At 36.8% G+C, this 19,523-nt stretch carries 20 protein-coding genes; 6 read left to right on the forward strand and 14 right to left on the reverse strand.

Annotated features, from left to right (window positions below; translation table 11 throughout):
• Positions 1-108: 108 nt before the first annotated feature.
• Positions 109-504 carry a VOC family protein gene (locus LQV47_RS17090; protein WP_230039021.1) on the reverse strand — a complete coding sequence of 132 codons (396 nt, stop codon included), beginning with the start codon at positions 502-504 and terminating at the stop codon, positions 109-111.
• A gap of 189 nt (positions 505-693) precedes the next feature.
• On the opposite strand from LQV47_RS17090, the gene LQV47_RS17095 reads away from it, so the two are divergent.
• Positions 694-1,287, forward strand: a complete 594-nt coding sequence (locus LQV47_RS17095) for a hypothetical protein (protein WP_230039023.1) — start codon at positions 694-696, stop codon at positions 1,285-1,287.
• A 199-nt stretch (positions 1,288-1,486) separates the two neighbouring features.
• Here LQV47_RS17095 and LQV47_RS17100 read toward each other — a convergent pair whose 3' ends face one another.
• The 3 genes from LQV47_RS17100 to LQV47_RS22520 form a co-directional block, all read right to left on the reverse strand.
• Positions 1,487-1,783: a hypothetical protein gene (locus LQV47_RS17100; protein WP_230039025.1), complete on the reverse strand. Its 297-nt coding sequence runs from the start codon at positions 1,781-1,783 to the stop codon at positions 1,487-1,489.
• Positions 1,784-1,809: 26 nt separating this feature from the next.
• A complete protein-coding gene (locus LQV47_RS17105; protein WP_230039034.1) occupies positions 1,810-2,808 on the reverse strand; it encodes a phosphotransferase in 999 nt (332 codons plus the stop codon).
• 143 nt (positions 2,809-2,951) lie between these two features.
• The gene (locus LQV47_RS22520) at positions 2,952-3,083 is read right to left on the reverse strand and encodes a hypothetical protein (RefSeq protein ID WP_257200108.1); all 132 of its coding nucleotides are present in this window, start codon (positions 3,081-3,083) and stop codon (positions 2,952-2,954) included.
• Positions 3,084-3,381: 298 nt separating this feature from the next.
• On the opposite strand from LQV47_RS22520, the gene LQV47_RS17110 reads away from it, so the two are divergent.
• A complete protein-coding gene (locus tag LQV47_RS17110; protein ID WP_230039036.1) occupies positions 3,382-3,987 on the forward strand; it encodes an alpha-ketoglutarate-dependent dioxygenase AlkB in 606 nt (201 codons plus the stop codon).
• Positions 3,988-4,046: 59 nt separating this feature from the next.
• Here the strand turns inward: LQV47_RS17110 and LQV47_RS17115 are convergent, their stop codons facing one another.
• Both LQV47_RS17115 and LQV47_RS17120 read right to left on the reverse strand, forming a co-directional pair.
• Positions 4,047-6,431, reverse strand: a complete 2,385-nt coding sequence (locus LQV47_RS17115; protein ID WP_230039038.1) for a TonB-dependent receptor — start codon at positions 6,429-6,431, stop codon at positions 4,047-4,049.
• Between the two features lie 205 nt (positions 6,432-6,636).
• Positions 6,637-6,921, reverse strand: coding sequence for a hypothetical protein (locus LQV47_RS17120; RefSeq protein WP_179140018.1), 285 nt, complete (start codon positions 6,919-6,921; stop codon positions 6,637-6,639).
• Positions 6,922-7,363: 442 nt separating this feature from the next.
• Between LQV47_RS17120 and LQV47_RS17125 the strand changes: the two genes are divergently transcribed.
• Positions 7,364-8,155 carry a LexA family transcriptional regulator gene (locus tag LQV47_RS17125; protein ID WP_230039040.1) on the forward strand — a complete coding sequence of 264 codons (792 nt, stop codon included), beginning with the start codon at positions 7,364-7,366 and terminating at the stop codon, positions 8,153-8,155.
• A 111-nt stretch (positions 8,156-8,266) separates the two neighbouring features.
• Here LQV47_RS17125 and xth read toward each other — a convergent pair whose 3' ends face one another.
• From xth to LQV47_RS17145, 4 genes are all read right to left on the reverse strand, one after another.
• Positions 8,267-9,043: an exodeoxyribonuclease III gene (gene xth, locus LQV47_RS17130; RefSeq protein ID WP_230039043.1), complete on the reverse strand. Its 777-nt coding sequence runs from the start codon at positions 9,041-9,043 to the stop codon at positions 8,267-8,269.
• A gap of 268 nt (positions 9,044-9,311) precedes the next feature.
• On the reverse strand, positions 9,312-10,127 hold the full coding sequence (locus LQV47_RS17135; RefSeq protein ID WP_230039044.1) for a ferritin-like domain-containing protein: 816 nt from the start codon (positions 10,125-10,127) through the stop codon (positions 9,312-9,314).
• 24 nt (positions 10,128-10,151) lie between these two features.
• Positions 10,152-10,865 carry a ferritin-like domain-containing protein gene (locus LQV47_RS17140; RefSeq protein WP_230039046.1) on the reverse strand — a complete coding sequence of 238 codons (714 nt, stop codon included), beginning with the start codon at positions 10,863-10,865 and terminating at the stop codon, positions 10,152-10,154.
• A gap of 80 nt (positions 10,866-10,945) precedes the next feature.
• Positions 10,946-11,515, reverse strand: a complete 570-nt coding sequence (locus LQV47_RS17145; protein WP_230039048.1) for a fasciclin domain-containing protein — start codon at positions 11,513-11,515, stop codon at positions 10,946-10,948.
• A gap of 310 nt (positions 11,516-11,825) precedes the next feature.
• On the opposite strand from LQV47_RS17145, the gene LQV47_RS17150 reads away from it, so the two are divergent.
• The gene (locus LQV47_RS17150; RefSeq protein WP_230039050.1) at positions 11,826-12,395 is read left to right on the forward strand and encodes a sigma-70 family RNA polymerase sigma factor; all 570 of its coding nucleotides are present in this window, start codon (positions 11,826-11,828) and stop codon (positions 12,393-12,395) included.
• A gap of 1 nt (position 12,396) precedes the next feature.
• Complete coding sequence (locus LQV47_RS17155) at positions 12,397-13,221, forward strand: anti-sigma factor (protein WP_230039052.1); 825 nt, start codon at positions 12,397-12,399, stop codon at positions 13,219-13,221.
• Positions 13,222-13,514: 293 nt separating this feature from the next.
• Here the strand turns inward: LQV47_RS17155 and LQV47_RS17160 are convergent, their stop codons facing one another.
• The 3 genes from LQV47_RS17160 to LQV47_RS17170 form a co-directional block, all read right to left on the reverse strand.
• Positions 13,515-14,909, reverse strand: coding sequence for an alkaline phosphatase (locus LQV47_RS17160; protein ID WP_230039054.1), 1,395 nt, complete (start codon positions 14,907-14,909; stop codon positions 13,515-13,517).
• Positions 14,910-14,986: 77 nt separating this feature from the next.
• Positions 14,987-16,183 carry a GTP-binding protein gene (locus tag LQV47_RS17165; RefSeq protein WP_230039056.1) on the reverse strand — a complete coding sequence of 399 codons (1,197 nt, stop codon included), beginning with the start codon at positions 16,181-16,183 and terminating at the stop codon, positions 14,987-14,989.
• A 3-nt stretch (positions 16,184-16,186) separates the two neighbouring features.
• Positions 16,187-16,525, reverse strand: coding sequence for a MerC domain-containing protein (locus LQV47_RS17170; RefSeq protein ID WP_230039058.1), 339 nt, complete (start codon positions 16,523-16,525; stop codon positions 16,187-16,189).
• 88 nt (positions 16,526-16,613) lie between these two features.
• Here LQV47_RS17170 and LQV47_RS17175 point away from each other — a divergent pair, with 88 nt between their 5' ends.
• Complete coding sequence (locus LQV47_RS17175; RefSeq protein ID WP_230039060.1) at positions 16,614-17,003, forward strand: transcriptional repressor; 390 nt, start codon at positions 16,614-16,616, stop codon at positions 17,001-17,003.
• 58 nt (positions 17,004-17,061) lie between these two features.
• Here the strand turns inward: LQV47_RS17175 and metE are convergent, their stop codons facing one another.
• The gene (gene metE / locus LQV47_RS17180; RefSeq protein ID WP_230039062.1) at positions 17,062-19,362 is read right to left on the reverse strand and encodes a 5-methyltetrahydropteroyltriglutamate--homocysteine S-methyltransferase; all 2,301 of its coding nucleotides are present in this window, start codon (positions 19,360-19,362) and stop codon (positions 17,062-17,064) included.
• Between the last annotated feature and the right edge of the window lie 161 nt (positions 19,363-19,523).

The raw sequence follows: 19,523 nt of genomic DNA on the forward strand, positions 1-19,523 counted from the left end.
AATGAAGGCTCAAAAAAGCTGTGTTTTTCCATCCTGTACCTATGCTATCTGATTGAAAATTAAGGAGATGTATGACCAAAATAAGTTGTAATCAAAATCTCAGAATATTTACATTTTGAAGACATTAAATTTATGTCCATCAGGATCTGCAAAGACAAAACCATAATAGTTGTTTCCAAAGCTTTCAGGTTCTGAGATAATGGTTCCGCCTGCATTTTTAACTTCTTCCGCCCACTGATCAGCCTGATCTATGGTTTCAGCAGAAAGGGTAAATATAATTTCATTGGAATGGTGAGAGTCACCAAAATTTACATTTTTTACATTGGTCTCAATGATGTTTTTTAGAAAGAAGTGAATAATAAATTCATTGTCTCCCACAAAAAAACTTACCAATTCATTAGAACTGTGTGGATTATTGGGCTTAAATCCCAGTTCTGTATAAAATTTCTGTGTTCGCTCAAGGTCCGCCACAGCAAGGTTTGCCCAGATCATTTTTGGTTTCATACTATTTTATTTTTTGGTTAGGATAAAGGTAGCACCTTTCAATAGGATAAAGGTTGCCATGTGGCAAGATTTTGTATTTTTATAAAGGCCATTAAAAATAATATATTATTAATAATTGATTAATTCTCAGATAGATATTAATTAAACTATTGCTTTTTAGTTACAATTTAATTTAACATAATATATAAGATGAATGAACAGATTATTAATAAAATTAAAATTTTAGGAGGAAATACTGACGCTGTACATGCAGATAAAAATTTTGTAGAAAACTGGCAGAGTATTAGATTCGACAATTATTTATATGGCAAAGATTGGGATGTGTATGGTATTGACGAGTTTTACAGCATTCATCAAAAACTGTATAAAGAAAATAATGAAAAATTTTACCGCGACTTAACTGAATATTATTTTTCCTTACATGACTGTACATATGGCCAATATTTTTTCAAAGACTGGATGTTTACTCCGTTTAAACCAGGCTCGGAAGATTATGAAGAATTAGATGGGCTTGTAGAGGAAGATGACGTAAGAAAAACTGTAAAAGGCAAAGAAATGGATTTTGTCTGTATATTTTATTCATATGGATATCCGGATCATTATTTTGTGTGTGCAAAAGATCCTGATCAATCAAACCCAGCGGTATACGGAACGGACCATGAAGTTTATTTTAATGAAATTGAAAACGAAGGAAGCCTGGAAGAGTTTCTGGACAGGTTCCTTACCAAAGAAGAGTTCCGGGAAGTCGTTAAAGAATATCTGCAAGGAAAATTAGGTGAATAAGGGATTTTGATGTCATTAGTCCTCTATTCCTTAGATGATTATTTTGTCCTATAATTTATATTATGTTAAATTGTATATGTTTCAGCTTTTCAAAAAGTATAACATTTTTTAACTTACATCAGAATCCAAAGTTCCATTCCAACTAATCGATCCATCCTATACTTAAGTCCCAATGACGAAAACCCGTGCTAGGGTTTCTTTATTTTACTTTTGAGGTTATTACATCGAATTTTTCAAGCAATAATAGTTTATAGATTTCTGTGACTTCGTTCCAATCTGTAGCCTGGTATCTGGTTTGCTGTCCTTCGAAAATGACGAAGAGTGATAAATCTTTATGTACTTCAATCACGTTTTCATCATCGGTTATAACTGAAACCCAAAAGGCTCCATGCTCATCATCCATTAACTGAATATCTGATATAGCTTTTACTATATCCTCTTCATCAATATTGTCTTTTTGATATCCGCTTGCGTATTGTATGTAGCTTTCTGTCATTACGTGAGCATATTTTGATTTCAATATCAGTTTATATTAATCTCAATTTTGTGGTAAGCAATCCATCGTTTGAGATTTCCAACCATTCTTTTTAAATGATCTTCATTCAGGAAAATATTGGTCCAATATTCAAATCTGTCGCACTGAACACTTATGTAATAGGTCATAATTGCTAAACATGCGAAGGGTAAAAACTTTTTTTCTTCATTACTAATTTTAGTTACTATCTCATACCCTTTTATGAAGCTTTCTGCTTTTGTTTGATATTCTTCTTCGTTCAAATGGGTTGCAAATAACTGAAATAGGAAATAAGAAATGTCAAAGCATAAATAACCGTTGCCACAGAAATCAAAGTCAAAAAATGTTATTTCTTTTTCATCGTCAATGTGCAAATTGTCAAACCAAACGTCAAGATGAACAGTTCCATATCTCATTTTCTGGTTGTCAATATTTTCCATTTTTAGCGTTAAAAAAGCAGAAAGGCTTTCTAAAAATTCAATTTCGCTTCTATTTTTACTATAGAATTCTTTTGTTCTTAAAACAGGGTTCTTGAGCAAGTTTTGAGCATTGTAAGACATTCTCATCAGTTCGATATTTTCTGTGGATTGATGAACTTTTGCTAATGCTTGTCCAATTAGAAAGCTTGTTTGGGGTGAAAATTTAGCTGTCTTAATGCCTTTAGCATACGAAAATAAAACGCCAAATCGTGTACCTTCTGGAGCTTCAATTTCTTGAATGAATTTGTTCGATTTATCAGCTATTGGAAAAGCAACTTGTCGGTCTACTTCTTTCAGAAGAATTAAAAGTCTTAATTCTTCTTCAATTTCTAATTTAGTCCGCCAATTATGTGTGTAAACTCTAAAAACGTATTTGTTTTCGTCATCATGAACAATGTATAAATGATTCATAGCAAGCCGAAATATGTTGCATTCCGTTTTGTCGGTTAGTTCATATTTTCGTTGAATAAGTTTACCAAGTCCATTTGGTGAAAGTGTACTATTTATTGTAGGAAATTTCTCTGTCATTAATTCTTAGTTCGCAGTTGGTTATAAAATATATGCAATTTCGTTAACATTTCTTTCTTTTTTGTCAATAAAATTAGATTACCATTTTTATTACTTTTAGTTCCGATGTAACTTCTATTAGCAATTACAAAGATACATGACGATTATTTTTTAATCTCTATTCCAATAACAGTAATGTATTCCTCATTTTCGCAGTCAATAACATAACCTGCACCTAATTTAGTAAGAAATTGATCATGAACTTTTCTTGCTGTTGTGAACATAATAGTTTCCATAGCCTTGGCAATTTGAATGGTAGTATGCCTACACCGTCGGCACCTCCGTGAATCTGTGCATAACTCCCCCTGCCCTTTAAAATACCTACAAGCTTTTATTGATAATTTTGCAGATGATCTATTTATATGTCTGTTAAACAGAATTTTGTGTTTATGTTATAAATATTGTCCAGGCCTATATTGTAAAAATAGTTACATTTTTGAACAAAATTCGTATTTTTGTTGATATAATTTATATCACTATCTTTTTTTATGATAACAGTTCAGTGCAATTCATTTATAGACCTTAAATTTTAAAATGTCGCAGCTTAGTTTATTTAATTCTGAAGAATATTATCGGTTCCCTAAAAAACTTTTGGAGTATACAGAACATTTTTTACCTGAAGAAGAGGCTTCAGGGCTTGAAGAACTATTAATGAATACTGCTCCATGGAAACAGAGAACCCAGAAAATGTATGATAAAATGGTTCTCACTCCCCGTTTGACGGCTTGGTACGGTGATGAAGAAAAGACCTATCAATTGGGAGATACACAATTTACAGCCAATCGATGGCTTCCGGAACTGCTTGATGTAAAAGAGCGTATAGAGAATGCCACGGGATGTGCTTTTAACTCAGTATTGTTAAATTTATACCGTGATAAGAATGACTCTGTAGCCTGGCATCGGGATAAAGATAGTAAACTTGGTGACCACCCTGTTATTGCCTCTGTAAGCCTTGGACAGGTAAGAAGTTTTGATTTCAGAAACGTTGACGATCATACCAATAAATATAGCCTCCCCCTTCAGCATGGTTCCCTGTTAATCATGAAAGGAGATCTTCAGATAAATTGGGAACACCGCATTGCCAAATCTGCTCTGCCTATGAAACCAAGGATCAATATGACCTTTCGGTTGATAAAATAAAACCCGTCTGTTACCTGCTTTTATCAATTGCTCACACAGCAGCAGACGGGTTATAGATATTATGATATTTTGATTTTTACCCCTACTGAAATATTAATTCCGGCGAGAGGGCTAAGGAATTTCAGTTGAGAATTTTGAAGTCTTGCTTCTGTATTTAAAAGGTTGTTTCCCAGTATATAATATTCTATACTTCCTGTTTTTAAATGGGTATCTTCATAAGAAATACGGGCATTAAGAAGTGAAAATGCAGGCATAGGAAGCTCCGGGTTTATATTTTTACCAAGATATTTTTGCTTCATATAATGGTCTAATGCTATATTGAAATTCAGCTTTTGGACCGTTCCTGTAAGGCTGAATCCAAAACGGCTTGTGGGCATATTAGGCATATAATCTCCATCACTCCATTTTCTTATGGAACTGTCTGCCGTACTGATGTTTCTTACCAGGTCATAATAAGAGCCTAACTCCCATTTTCCCAATCTGTGAAGGTCCATTTTGTAAGCAGCCTCCGCTTCTATTCCGGTGATCTCGGTGTCATCAGAACGCCATTCCTTTACCAGGAAAACTTCCCGTGAAATCCCTGTATGAGCAAGGTAGATGTAATTTTTATAGAAAGTATGGTACCAATTGGCGGATAAGCGTATATTTTTCAAATTAAGTCCACCACCAATTTCCCAGGTTTTTGCAGTTTCTTTATCCAGCTTGTCATCTCCGTTTTCTTCTGTGAGAATGGCAAAATGATTGTTGCCAGCATAAAGCTCATTGACTTCCGGGGCTCTTTCCGAGTGATTGTACTGTATTTTCAGATAAGCTTTTTTAAAAATATTCCATTGGGCTGCTGTATGAAACTGATTAAGAGTAAAATTCCTTCCTGTGAGGTTTCCTCCTGAAAGCCCGCGGCTTCTGATGTATTTTTTATCAGTATCAGCCCTGCGTTGGACGTGATCATTCCGGTATCCCAAATCAAATTCAAGAAAATCAAAATTGAGGTGCTGCATCGTGAATATGCCAATTTCACGGCTTATGTTGTTAGGGAGATATCTTTGACTTCCGCTACCCTCCATTTCTCTGTATTGTACTTCAAGTCCTGTAGTTCCTGTTAGAAATTTCAGTTTCTGTTGCACTATTTCCAAACGGCCATTATGTTGTTGTACTTGAAATTGATTGGCTTTATAGCGTTCCAGAAGTTCTGAATTTGTGGAAAGCACCCCTATATAATTAAGCTTTATACTGGCAATTGGAGAATGGCTGAATTGATAGGCCGTTTCCAGCATAGCCTTATGGGATAGGCTTCTTATATTAATAGGTAAATACTCTAGGGGCTGCTGGGGTTTCCCATGGGAATGTTTTTGGATTTTGGATAAGGCATAGCCGGGAACACCAAAATACGAATAGGAATTTTGATAGACTCCTCCTATATAAAAGGATTTGCCAATATAGCTGGTCCCCAAATAGAATGAATTGCTTTCTGAATGACTGTTTGGAATGACACCGTCTTTTGTTGGCACATAGTCCTTAATACTGTTTACTTCGCTTTTGTAGCGGTCTTTCGTGGGATCCTGCCCCGGAACGTATTGATCGTTTTTGGGATTGGGGTGATATTGGCCATCCGACGGATTGTAATAAGTGGGGCTGAATGTATAAAGATCATCATGTGAAAGTTCATATTCTACCATATGATCCTTGGCAAACTGGCTGATATAAGGGAACAGACTAATGTTAAGAACATTTCTTGAATTTACATCCAACTGGCAGAGGGATTGCAAAATACTATTAAATCCTACCAGGTTTGGATCATAACATCTGTTGTCTTTAGATTTCCCCGGTATACTGACGATTTCCTGTTTTTGGTTGGAACCTCCTATTGTCCATACCCAGTTTTTGGTGATGGTGCCTTTTGCTGAAAAGGCCTGTTTCTGTCCACTGTTGCTTCCACCTTCCAGAAGCGCCTGAAGGTTAATTTTTTTTGATGGAAGCTGACGGACGATATAGTTCGTTTCAATATCAACGGCTCCTCCAATAGCTTTTCCACCATACAGTACTGCTGCTGAATTCTTATAAATATTAATGCTCTGAGCATTATCCATTTGAATATCCAGATTAAAATCGGGGCTTATTCCCGAAAGGTCATTCACTGAAGTTCCGTTTTCCAGAATTTTTACCCTATTCCCACTCAGGCTTCGGATAACAGGAGCCCCGGAATTGGGACCATATCCTGAATTTTGGATACCCGGAATTTTACTCAGCGTTTCTCCTAAGGTTTTGGACTGTATAAAATCCAGTGTCTTCTTTGGAATACTTACCACATCCCTGTTCATTTTTCCCTGTATCCGTATTGATTCTATATCCTGGACTGTCTTTTCAGTACTCAGGTTCTGAGCTTTCATCACAGAATGATAAGAAATGACAGACCCTCCCATCAAAAAAATAACGGCTTTTTTCATATGCGTATGCTTTAATAATCCGGCAAAGCTAGATAATTAATTTTATTAAAGCAACTTTGTTGCATTAAAGAAAGTGCACCGCGTTTCTGAATATAATGTTTATTTACGCATAACATATTGTGTTATAATAAAATATATATGAGAAATATGCCCACAAAAAAACCGCTCTGAAAAGAGCGGTATAGTTTTTATTACTTGTTTTTTCTTAGCAAGTAGATCCACACTCAAGTAATCTGATGTGAATTACACCATTGATTACACATTGTGTTTGGCATAATGTGTTACCTACAAGGGTACCCACACCGCCTAACACACCACCAACTGTAGAACCTACACCTGTAACAACACCACCAACGATAGTGCCTACACCTCCTACAACACCTCCAACTACACCACCTAATCCTCCTAGTAATCCACCGATTGGATCAAGTAATCCGTTACCAGAAATTGTTTTTAACTCATTTCTGTCTAATTTTTTTAAGTTTTTCATAACTATAATTTTATATGATTATTACATTACGAATATAAGAAGAATAATAATAAGTTGATAAGTTTTTCTGAAAAAATTAATAATATGTTTTTATAATTTAATATTTCATTAATATAAAAGCAAAATAATGAGAATATCGTTTAATGTGGTATCTGGTTGATTTACTAAATGTTAAAAAGCATATTTCAAATTCAAAAATTTAGAGTTATTAATTTATAAGTAAATATTGTCTTTTAATGAATATTCTTCAAAGCAAATAAGAAGCTTCTATAGAGGACAGGAAAATTAAAACTGAAGTTCAGGAGCTCAGTTTTTTCTAACTATTCCATAAAAATAGCTGTGAAAAACTGAATTTTTCTACTTTGTACAGTAAAACCAACCTTCCGGGTCACTGATAACGAAATCAATTTTGTATTTTTGCTGATATACTTTTATTTTATCAATGTCAATTTTTTCAAATAATATACGCTTCTTAAGAGCTAAGAGAAAGCTTTCCCAACAAAATGTAGCTGACGAATTAACGATTTCCAGAGTAAGATATTCTAAATATGAGAATGGAATATCTGAACCGCCAATTGAGCTTCTGGTAAAAATTTCAAAATACTTCCATGTGAGTATTGATCTGCTGGTATCTGTAGATATCCAAAAATATCCTATGGATGAAATGCTGAAACTTCCGGATAACAGGATTGTGCTTCCGGTAGCTGTAGACCATCATGGGAATGATACCATTGAAATTATTCCCCAGAAAGCATCAATGGGATATCTGGAGGGGTATAGTGATGTAGAATATATTGAAAGCCTTCAAAGGATTGCACTCCCCTTTCTTACCAATGGAAAATACAGGGCCTTTCCTGCAGATGGAGACTCTATGCCCCCGTTTAGAGACGGGTCCTATATTGTAGGGAAATATGTAGAAGGAATAAATGACCTGAAACCGGGTAAAACCTATGTTTTTGTTACTTTAAATGACGGAATTACCTACAAACGTTTTAAAGAAAAGAATGAAAGCTCCATCAGCGTAAGTGCAGATAATTCATTCTATGAGCCTTACGAAATCCCTTTTGATGAAGTGGTGGAAATATGGCAATATGCTTCAGGAATTTTTCCGGAAGACTTTGAACCCGGCGATTATGAAAGCTATAACTTTAAAGAAATGTTTCGTGAGCTGAGACAGGATATCAAAGATCTTGACCGAAAGGTTTCCGGCCGCCGGCGTAAATTGTCATCATAAATTTGCTATAGATCTTTGATTCTATAGAATACAGATAACAGACAGCCGGTTTTCTTTGTGAAGCCGGCTGTCTGTTATTTCTTAAAGCCTTTGTCACCAGCCTCATGGCTTTCAGTGTCGGTCTAATATAATCCATACCGGTGCATGGTCACTGCTCTTTTCCCAGCCCCGGACATGACGGTCTACTCCACCCGATTCTAGCTGAGAACCCAGATAAGGACTTAATAAAATATGATCAAGCCGTATTCCGGCATTGCGGTCATAAGCTTTGTACAAATAATCCCAGAATGTATAGATCTTTTCTTCAGGGTAAAGGGTACGGATAGAATCCAGCCAGCCTTTCTTTTGCAGTTCTTTATAGGCTTTTCTTACTTCAGTTCTGTATAATGCGTCATTTTCCCAGCGCTCAGGTTTATAAACATCGATAGGTTCGGGAATAATATTGAAATCCCCGATAAGGATTGCGGGAAGCTCCATTTTGATAAGTTGGTTCATTCTCCTTTTTAAGCGTTTGATCCATGAAAGTTTATACTCAAATTTTGATCCCGGATATGGATTGCCATTGGGAAGGTATAAGCAGCATATAACCATTTGATCAATAATGGCTTCTAAATATCTGCTCTGAAGATCTTCAGGATCACCAGGCAGAGAACGCTGTACTTCGGTGATCTCCATATTTTTTGCCAGTATGGCTACTCCATTCCAGCTTTTCTGCCCTTTCCATATAGCCTCATAGCCTGCTGCATTTATTTCTTTTAAAGGAAACCGTTCCTGTGGAGCTTTGAGTTCCTGAAGGCATACAATATCGGGTGATGATTCTTTCAGCCACTGCAAGAGTACAGGTAGCCGGCCATTTATTCCGTTGACATTATAGGTTGCTATTTTCATAATAGAAAAATATTAGAATGAACCATATTGAATAAGGCAATAATTATTCCATCATATGAGAAGAATTCTGTATTAAGACTGTTTTTAATGTATCATACAAAAGTACCATACATTATATAATATATGGTACTTGTAGTAAAGGGATGGTTAAAATTAATTGTTGATGATATGTTTTTTTAAGGCCTAACGATACGTATTTTTTGAGGATAGAGGCCCTTTTCCGGATATGCTGGAAAAAGCGTATCGCTCCACTGCCATCCAATCACAATTACACTATAAATAAAGAGGCAATAGTTTGGGCATCACTGCCACTCATCACTTCGTCATAAGCTGCTGAACCTGCTGCTGTCCCAAATAAGGATCCTGTATTGTATCCGGACTGGTTCACATTGTCTTCTCCTGCATATACAGGATCTGTTGCTGAAGGCATATTTCCGCCGTTGGCAAGTTCAATCCAGCCTTTATTGGCTCTCATTCTTCTTACCTGTGATGCATGTCTTGCTTCCACAGAATGAATCTGTAAAGCAGCCTGAAGGACAACTTTATTGGACATGACATTTCCGGCCTGTCCTTTATAAGCTCTTACTCCTGTATCTTCAAAAGCCTGCGCCAGGACCAGAAACTGATTGTAATCTGTAAAAGGAGAGAAACTTCCATTAGCCGTAAAATCAAAGGTTGGTTTCGCTCCCGGTGTTGTTCCCAGAGAAGTAAGAGTACTTTTCAGAAAACTAACGTGGGCTGATTCGTGTTTTGAGATCTGCATAAAAACCGGCCTGTCAGAATTGGGAATCAGGCCTGCTGTAGACAGCCCTAAGGCATAATATTCATTTTCAAGATATTCTAATACCAATGCCAATTGTAAAGCATCGGTTAATGTACTCTTTAATGCAGTACCTGTAAATTCTTTTGTTGGGGTTTCCGCTTTTGCCGGACTAACCACCAGGGCACCTAATCCAAAAGGAGCGGCTGCTGTTGCTGCTTTTTTTCCGAATAATGACATATTCGTAATTGTTTCCAGTCTTGAAGCTTCTGCAGTAAAAAAATTATCATGAGAAAGCTTATCTAATAATTTAAGAATGTTCATAATACAAGATTTGAAGATGAATGATTAATTAATACCTCTTTCTTTCCAGGAGAAAGGAGTTTTTATAAACCCACCTGCAGCCATTACAATATCCTTAGGCTCTTTGGCAAGGTCCAGGCCGTTAGCATCTACTACATCATCTCCTGAGAAATCTGCAGATCCCGGATTGATCAGGTTTCTGATAGCAGAGGCATGTCTTGCTTCTACAGAAACTATTTTCCCGGCAATAACAAGATAAGCCGCATTGGTAATGTATTTTCCGGCTCCGTTATAGGCTGCTACTCCGGTATCTTCTAATGCTTTGGCAGTGGCAAGCACAGAGCTCCGGTTGTTAAAGTTCACATTGGGATACTGAAATTCAAGTTTTGGAAGGACATTCTCAGTGGCTCCGCTAATGGCTGCTTTAAAAAAATCCCTGTGAATGACTTCATGGTGATAAAGATCTGTGAAAACTTCTTTTTCAATACTTGAGATTCCGCTGTAAAAGTTATTAACTACTTTAGTATAAAAGTCTGCTTCAAGCTGTTCGAGGGCATAAGCGTAGTTTAATATACCCACATCTCCTGTTCCCAGATCAAATATTTTACCACCATCTATCATTTGAAAGTCATCATTATCATCACAACCTACCAGTGTGAGGCCAGCTATGGCTAACCCTATACCTCCCAGTTTCAAAAAGTTTCTTCTGCTGGTATCAAGGGTTGCTCCCTGATTAGAAACATGAATCGTTTTTTTCATAATATTAATTTTTAAGTGTTTGTTTAGATAATTGAAGAAAACAGCATACCTGCATATGCTGTTTAAAGCTTTATTAATTCTTATGGCATCAGAACTGTATCTATTACATGAATGACACCATTAGACTGGTTTACATCCGCGATGGTCACTTTTGCACTGTTTCCTTTCGCATCTTTTACATAAAGATCTTTACCTTTCGTCCAGAATGTAAGCTCTTCACCCTGTACAGTTTTCATCATACTTTTTCCGTTTCCGGCTTTTACTGCAGCCCATATTTCTTTAGCATTATATTTCCCGGATAGCACATGATACGTCAATATGCTGGTAAGCATAGCCTTATTTTCAGGTTTTACAAGGCTTTCTACGGTTCCTTTCGGAAGTTTTGCAAAAGCAGCATCTGTAGGTGCTAATACGGTAAAGGGACCTGCTCCCTGTAATGTTTCTACCAGACCTGCAGCTTTTACTGCCGCTACCAGTGTTTTATGGTCTTTAGAATTGACGGCGTTTTCAATAATATTCTTTGCCGGATACATGGCAGCACCTCCTACCATTACTGTTTTTTCTTTCATCATTTGTGCAGTTACCTTCCCACTAAAAGCGAATGATAAAGCGACCATTGCTAAAACTGCGGTTTTTGATTGTGTGTTCATTGTGCTGATTTTTTATTGTTAAGGTTGATTGTGTTCTTAGTGTCATTTACGAGGTTGGTTTTGTTTTAGATTGATAAAAAATGAAATAATCAACAAATACTTGATAATCAGTTATTTATTTTTTATAAAGAATGAAATCAAAGCAAATTTTATGTAGGTTTCAAGTAAGAACAGGGTTGATCATGGAATACACAGGTAGTATTGCTCTTGAATTAAGCTTTCCTGATATATCTTAAATAAAACCTTTAAAATCATATATGAAGTAAAGATTTTAATGATTTTATTTGGAATGTATTTTATTTTGCTACATTTGGAAAGAAAAATAATAATTATTAAGACAGCCTATTCTGAAGAGGAACTTATCGTTTTATTAAAAGAAAAAAACGAAAATGGTTTTCATTATCTGTATGACCACTATTCCGGTGCGCTGTACGGAATTATTCTTCGTATTGTTCAGTCTAAAGAATATACCGAAGAAGTGATTCAGGATGTTTTTGTCAAAATATGGAATTCTATCCATCAATATGATGAATCCAAAGGAAGGTTTTATACCTGGATGATCAATATTGCCAGAAATACAGCTATAGATTATTTAAAATCTAAAGGGTTTCAGAATGAGCTTAAAAACCAACCACTTCCGGATTTCGTATATAATACTACAGAACTTTCAACGACCAACAATTCATCCGATTATATCGGATTTAGCAATGTACTGGAAGGACTGGACGCAGACAAGCAGGAACTTATTAATCTGGCTTATTATCAGGGATATACCCAACATGAAATATCCGAAAAGCTGAAGATACCCCTGGGAACGGTAAAAACGAAAATGCGGAATGCATTGATGAAATTAAAAGATTTGCTAAAAGATTATCAATAAATTGAACACAAAAGAATACATATCATCCGGAATTATAGAATCTTATATTCTAGGCCATGCTTCTCCTGAGGAAGCTGGGATTTTGGAGTGTGTGATGAAGAATAATGCTGAAGTAAAAGCGGCTTTTGAAGAAGCACAAAAAACTTTGGAACATCTTGCTACGGCCCAGGCTGTAACACCTCCAAGTGATCTGAAATCTAAAATCTGGAACAGAATTCAACAGGAACAGTCTTCTGTTGAAGAAACAGCATCTTCCTTTTCTATAGATACTCCGGAAGCAGAAGATAGAAGAAAAATTAAAACTCAGGAACAGATCCAGAGAAAAACAAACTGGAAAGCTTATGCTGTTGCTGCGTCTGTTTTATTCCTGTTAAGTGTGGCCGGAAATCTGTTTTGGATGAACAGCCAGTCTGAAACAAAACAGGAAATGACAAAACTGGCAGCGGAAAAACAATCTCAGGACGAAGCTATGAAAAAAATGGACCGGAAACTGGATATGTTTTCCAATCCGGACATGCAAATGGTGATGTTGAAAGGGGTTGAAAGACATCAGGACGCCAAGGCCATGGTTTTCTGGGACAAAAAAACAAAAAAAGTATACCTGAATGCTGAAAATCTTCCAAAAACTCCGGAAGGAATGCAGTATCAGCTTTGGGCTCTTGAAGATGGAAAACCGGTAAGCGCTGGAATGTATACTGAAGATAAAGACAGTCAGGTTCCACTGGCGACTATTTCAAAAGCACAGGCCTTTGCCATCACCCTTGAAAAACAAGGCGGAAGTCCGGTTCCTACTATGGAAAACATGTATGTAATGGGTGGAATATAAACCCTTCCAATAATAAAACAAAAAATGAGGTTATAAAATTCCTCCTTTTTTGTTTAACACACTTACCATTACTGTGATAGTATTCTATATGAGCTTCTGCATAATAGGAACCGAAACATTTTTATATCAATATTTTAGGCTATTTGTTGTTTTGATCAAAAAATATAAAACAGAACAAGAGTATTTTCACTCAAAATGATGAAGATGGATATAGTATATAAAATAAAAACAAGGCGAATACAATTCGCCCTGTTACCACCAAAAATTAATATGATATGAAAATATGAATGAGTTTAAAGAGGTGAAGCTTTGAGCATGAGATCATGCAGATCTGTATTTTTAATGAACGGCTGCAAAAGCTGACTTCCCGGACCATAAGCCGCCACTTCTACATAATCTCCGGAGTGATCCATACTGATCCACCCCACAGAATTACGGTTTTTCTGGATATCAGAATAGAGCTTAAAGGGGAGTTTCTTATAATTGTAAAGCCCCTCTTCTTTTTCAAGGCCATTATAGAAACTTAATAGATGTTTGGCTTCATCATCATTCAGAACCAGTTTGTTACCTTCGTAAATCCAGTCTTTAATATCTTTTACAGAAAAATCTTTATGGATCTTATTCAGAATATATTCATTAGTGTATTTGTAATCTGAAATACTGTTGAAATTTTTAGTTGCATCAGCTCCGTAAATCGTTCCGGGATTGGCATTTCCATGATCTGTAGTAATGATGACCAGCGTATTTCCGTCTTTTTCTGCAAAGTCCATCACCGTTTTTACGGCTTCATCAAATGCAAGCTGATCATGAATTAATGCGGCTACATCATTGGCATGGGCAGACCAGTCTACTTTTCCTCCTTCCACCTGAAGTACGAAACCTCCCGGATGATCTTTCATCTGATCAATAGCGGTCTTTGCCATATCAGCCAGTGTAGGTGTATTTTTGAAATCAGGAAGACTGGTTCTGTCGATGCTGTAAGGTAATGCTCCTGTACTGAATATTCCTACTATCTTTTCTCCTTTTTTAATGTCTTTCAGATGATTACGCTCTTTAAGCACCTGATATCCCTTTTTCCGATAAACAGCATAGAGGTCTTTTTTATCTTCCCGTTTTTCCGGATTAAAAAACTCATCGCCGCCACCCATCAGGACATCTAACTCCAGCTCGGCATACATTTCAGCGATTTGAGGTTCTGCATTTCGTTGGGCAGAATTCACACAGAATCCTGCAGGTGTAGCATGGGTAATCGTTACCGTGGTGACGCAGCCTGCTTTTTTTCCTGCTTTTTTAAATTTTTGCCATATAGGAAGATGCTTTTCACCATTAGGTCCCATGTTCAAAACCCCGTTTTTTACTCGGATTCCACCCCCGAAAGCTGAGCTTGCAGCAGCTGAATCTGTGACAATAGAACTGGCTGAAGCCGTATCCATCAATGCCCGTGAAACTTTTTGATCATGATACAGACTAAGCCAGTTACTTCCTTTTCCTAAAATATTCCTGGAATACAGGTCGGCCATTGAAAGTGTTCCCAGGCTCATCCCATCACTTACCATAAATATGATGTTTTTTGCACTTCCGGAATGGAGTTGCTCAGTACTTCTTTGGGAACTCCAAAGTTCAAGCGGAGATATTGTAAAGAGACCTGATAGTAATGCTGATCCTTTTAGAAATTTACGTCTGTCCATATGCTGTAAAAATAATGCTGAAAGGTATTCTATTTATGATATTATTGATACTTTGTTGCATTAATTAAAAGTTAATTTTAAATATGTTCAGGAAACGGATCCTGAAAGTCCTGCTGTTGGCTTAATAATTCTTTATCATTAATAAGACAGTCTTGGAGATCCTGTATCATTTGGTCTTTGTTTATATCCTGACCTATAAAAACAAGCTCATTGATTCTGTCGCCCCAGTTTTTATCCCATCTGCTTTCAATAAATTCCTGATTTTCTGTAAATGAATTATAGTGTAGTCTTTGATTCATGGGCATACTGGACCACCAGACTCCTGCTTTTTCTAAACGGAATGAACCTCCTGCCTGGGAGAAGTTTAATGCATCATCCGGTCTTGAAGCCAGCCAGAAAAGCCCTTTAGCCCTTAAAATACCTTCAGGATATCTTTCATTAAGGTAGTTCCATAATCTTTCGGGATGAAATGGTTTTTGGTCTCTGAAAACCAATGAACCGATACCATACTCTTCTGTTTCAGGATTGTGGTGATCAGACTGAAGTTCTTTTTGCCAGCCGGCTGAAGACTGTGCAGTATCAAAATCAAAGAGTTGGGTATTTAAAATATGCTGAGGATTAACCTCTCCAAATTCTGAATAAATGATGTGGGCTTCAGGATTCAGCTTAGCTATAGCTGCTTTTAAAAATCCAAGAGTTTCGGAATCGATAAGATCTGTTTTATTTAAGACAATGACATTGGCAAATTCAATCTGGTCCGTAAGAAGGTTAACGATGGTTCTGCGATCCCCTTCTATATCTGTAAGGTCTCTGTCCATCAATAATTCATTCGTTGAAAAGTCTTTCATAAAATTGAAGCTGTCCACTACGGTCACCATAGTGTCTATATAGCTGAATCTGGAAAGGTCTATGCCACTTTCTTCATCCATATAGGTAAATGTTTGGGCAACGGGGATAGGCTCACTAATTCCTGTACTTTCGATCAGCAGGTAATCAAAACGTTTTTCATGCGCTAAACGCTCCACTTCAATCATCAGATCTTCGCGGAGTGTACAGCAAATGCATCCGTTACTCATTTCTACAAGCTTTTCTTCCGTTCTTGAAAGTGTATTCTGATTCCCGATAAAATGCGCATCAATATTCACTTCACTCATATCGTTCACAATAACGGCTACTTTTAAACCCTGTTTATTGTGCAGAATATGATTCAGTAAAGTTGTTTTCCCGGCTCCCAGAAAGCCACTCAGTACAGTTACAGGAAGTTTCTTTGTCATGTATTAATGTTTATGATTTTTAAAATTGATAATATGTCCTGTAATTAAGCCTGCTGCTCCCACATAAATAAGAGGAATATGAACTTCAAATATAAAATCAGCCAGTACAGAAATGGCGATCAGAATAATAGAGATCCAGAACAGAAACTTGAGCCGGCGGTTGGCTATTTTTGCCGTTATTCTGAAAACTACGAGGGTTCCAATGATAAGAAAAGCCAGATCAATATAAGGATTATGGGATATTCCCAAAGGGATGATCATCAGTAAAGGGAAAACTATGCAATGAATCAAACATAAAACGGCGGCGGAGATTCCTACTGCATCAAGAATTTTTGACTTCATAAAAAGGATTGATTTAAATTTGTTATTGTAACTTTGTTGCAAAGTAAATACAAAATTTTAAATAACGCAACTTTGTTGCATTAAAAATATGAGACGAGTTAGAAATACCCATGCCAAAACTGAGATTCTGAACCTTATCAACGATTCTGAGGTGGCTCTTACCCATTCTGATATTCAGAAGAAATTAGGAGACTTGTGTAACAGGGTTACCATTTACAGGGTTTTGGAAAGGCTTGAAAACGAAGGTGCTATTCACAAGATAGTCAATATTGATGGGGTCGTTAATTTTGCAAAGTGTAGTGGAAAATGTACTCACGAACAACATTTTCATAATCACGTTCATTTCAATTGTAAAGAATGTCATTCTGTTACCTGTATTGAAAATGCAATACCCGAAATTAGTTTACCCGAGAATTTTATAGCTCAGGAGTATAACTTTATCATCAGCGGAATCTGTCCGAGATGTGCGCATGCTTAAACAAGGAAAAAGCATCCCTGGAGATGCTTTTTCATGATGATATTGGAACAAGCAATGATTATGCATAGGCTGCTGCAGCTTCTTTAGCAGCGGCTACCATTGCAATTAAAGCTTTTTCAGTTTCTTCCCAATGCCTTGTTTTGAGGCCACAGTCAGGGTTTACCCATAACTGGGTGGCTGGAATTACATTTTGAGCTTTTCTTAAAAGTTCAATCATTTCTTCTTTAGAAGGTACTCTTGGAGAGTGGATATCATAAACTCCGGGACCTATTTCGTTTGGATATTTAAAGTCTGCAAAAGCATTTAAAAGTTCCATTTGGGATCTCGAACATTCTATTGTAATGACATCTGCATCCATATCGGCAATATTTTTAATAATATCATTAAATTCAGAATAGCACATATGGGTATGGATCTGGGTAGCATCTTCTACTCCACTTGCTGAGATTCTGAAGGCTTCTACGGCCCATTTCAGGTAGTTTTGCCATTCTGCTTTTCTCAATGGAAGACCTTCTCTTATAGCAGGTTCATCAATCTGGATGATTCGGATTCCTACTTTTTCAAGATCCACTACTTCATCACGGATGGCCAAAGCAATCTGCTTACAGGTTTCTGAACGGGGCTGATCATCCCGTACAAATGACCATTGCAAGATAGTAACAGGACCGGTCAGCATTCCTTTTACCCATTTATTGGTTTGGGATTGTGCATATTGAGACCAGTATACAGTCATTGGATCAGGGCGGGAAATATCCCCGAAAATAACCGGTGGTTTTACACAGCGGCTTCCATAGCTCTGTACCCAGCCGTTTTTAGTGAAAATAAATCCTTCAAGCTTTTCCCCGAAGTATTCAACCATGTCATTACGTTCAAATTCTCCGTGAACAAGCACATCAATTCCTATTTCTTCCTGCCAGCGAATGGTTCTCTGAGTTTCCTCTTTCAATAAAGCATCGTATTGTTCTGCACTAAGATCTCCTTTCTTAAACTGGGCTCTCCAGCTTCTTACTTCTGTAGTTTGCGGGAATGAGCCTATGGTTGTGGTTGGGAATAGCGGAAGCTGTAATGATTCCTGCTGCCTTTCTTTACGGATTCTAAATGAGTGCTTTCGCTGAGCATCTTCTTCAGTAATGGCAGCTACTCTTTGTTTCACTTTATCATTATGGATAAGAGAAGATGTTTTTCTGCCGGCCACAGCCTTTTTATTGTCTTCAAAATCTGCAAGGATACTTTCGTCCTCAGTTCCTGAAGCAAGAGCTTTAAGACTTACGACTTCTTTCACTTTTTGTTTTGCAAAAGACAGCCAGTTTTTGATTTCAGGCTGAAGGGCCGTTTCAAAATCCAGATCACAAGGTGAATGAAGCAATGAACATGACGGAGCCACAAAAATTCTTTCTGTACCGAGTTTTTCAATAGCTTTTTTAATGAAAGCCAAAGATTTTTCATACTCATTTTTCCAGATATTTCTTCCGTCTACTACTCCTAATGACAGGCTTAGGTTTTCAGGAACAGCATGTAAAATATCTGCCAGCTGCTCAGGATTTCTCACCAGGTCTATATGCAGAACGTCTGCAGGAAGTGACACAGCAAGCGATACATTGTCTTTCAATCCATCGAAATAGGTCGCAACGATGAATTTTAGCAGTGGGAATTGTTTTCTAAGTTCCCGGTAAACGTACTGATAGGTTTCTTTTGCTTTCTCTGTTATATCTAAAGTTAAAAACGGCTCATCAAACTGAATCCATTGAGCACCCTGATCCTGAAGTTTTGTTAAGATTTCAGTGTATACCGGAAGAAGGTTTTTGGCAAGATCCAGTTTATCAAATCCCTCTTCTTTTTCCTTTCCTAAAAGAAGATAAGAAACAAGTCCGATGAGTACCGGCTTGGCATTAATTCCTGCTTGTTTAGCTCCCGCAAACTCGTTGAATATTTTGTCGGAAGTCAGTGTAAACTGCTGATTTTTATAAAATTCAGGAACAATATAATGATAATTGGTATCAAACCATTTGGTCATTTCCATGGCCGTGATATCCAACCCGTCTTTCTGGTATCCTCTGGCCATCGCAAAGTACAGATCCTGCTCTGAATTATTTTTTTTAAGGGCTACTTCATGATAACGTACCGGAATAGCACCTACAATTAAGCTCATATCCAGTACCTGATCATAATAGGAAAAATCATTACATGGAATAAGGTCTATCCCTGCCTCCTTCTGAATATTCCAATTGTGATTGCAGATATTCCTTCCTGTAGTAAGAAGTTCTTCCAAAAGGATTTTGCCTGACCAATATTGCTCGCAGGCTTTTTTGAGTTCTCTTTTGCTACCAATTCGCGGATAGCCAAGAATGTGCGTTTGCATTTTTTTTAAACTTTTAATTAAACTTATTTTTAAAAGCTCTTTGAATGCTTCGTAATGCTTTTGCCGGTAAGATTTTTTTGGGAAATAATGCATACCTGACAGTTCCGTTTTACTCTTGGAAAAACGTACTAAAAAGTATATCATCTGTATGACCCAAAGCT

It is taken from the genome of Chryseobacterium sp. Bi04, from assembly GCF_918698085.1.
Lineage (GTDB): Bacteria > Bacteroidota > Bacteroidia > Flavobacteriales > Weeksellaceae > Chryseobacterium.